This window comes from Halorubrum sp. SP9 (assembly GCF_005435015.1).
In the GTDB taxonomy this organism is placed as follows: Archaea; Halobacteriota; Halobacteria; order Halobacteriales; family Haloferacaceae; genus Halorubrum; species Halorubrum sodomense.
On sequence record NZ_SGXU01000236.1, the window covers coordinates 1 to 656 of the forward strand.

The following is a 656-nucleotide window of genomic DNA, read 5'->3' on the forward strand; positions in this document are numbered from 1 at the left end:
AAGTATCTCCTCGTCGCTCACCTTCGGCTTCGGTCCCGGTTTCGAGCCGTCACTCATACCTCCACGTTCGGGGCTTCTCACATTAACAGTTCCGTCAAAGGCGGTAACTATATGATTACTGCCGTCTTAGGTAGTATCAAGAAGGACACCGTCCCCTCGGGGCGCTGGAAATCGCCCGGCGGTGGGACGCCGGACGGTGGCCTTCCGTGGAACCAGAAAGCCATGCGAAGCAACAACTCAGCCGCTCAAAAGCGCACCGCTATTCAGAACGCCGTCGTCTGCGAGGTGGTCGTGTGAGCGACAAACCGAGCCGGAACGCTGAGCGCGTCGTGAAGTGTCCCGTTGAGGGGTGCGACGCCGAGAAGTTGGCCCGCGGGATGCACCTCCACGTCCTCCGAAGTGTCGGCGACGGACACGGCGACTCGGGAGAGATTCCAGACCATGTCTCCTTCGACGACCTCGAAGAAGCCGGAACGCAGGAGGTTGAGGTGGACTACCCGGCAGAGCGCGAGGTCGAGAGCGTGGCTCGGCTCTGCCCGTACTGTGGCGTGCCGTTCAAGGGAAAACAGGGGGTGCTGATTCATCTCGGGCAGGTCGCCGGGAGGAAGAACCACCCGCAGAACGCCTCGAAGGTCCACGAGCCGGATGACTTCCCA

The 656-nt window shown here is 61.6% G+C and carries 1 protein-coding gene and 1 pseudogene; both read left to right on the forward strand.

Translation table 11 applies throughout. The features are described 5' to 3' along the window. Window positions 1-297, forward strand: a 297-nt coding sequence (locus tag EXE45_RS20910; protein WP_206750500.1) for a hypothetical protein, incomplete at its 5' end; no start/stop codon positions are given. Then, window positions 294-656: pseudogene (locus tag EXE45_RS17350) on the forward strand (hypothetical protein); the annotation flags it as partial. The gene EXE45_RS20910 and the pseudogene EXE45_RS17350, both read left to right, overlap by 4 nt.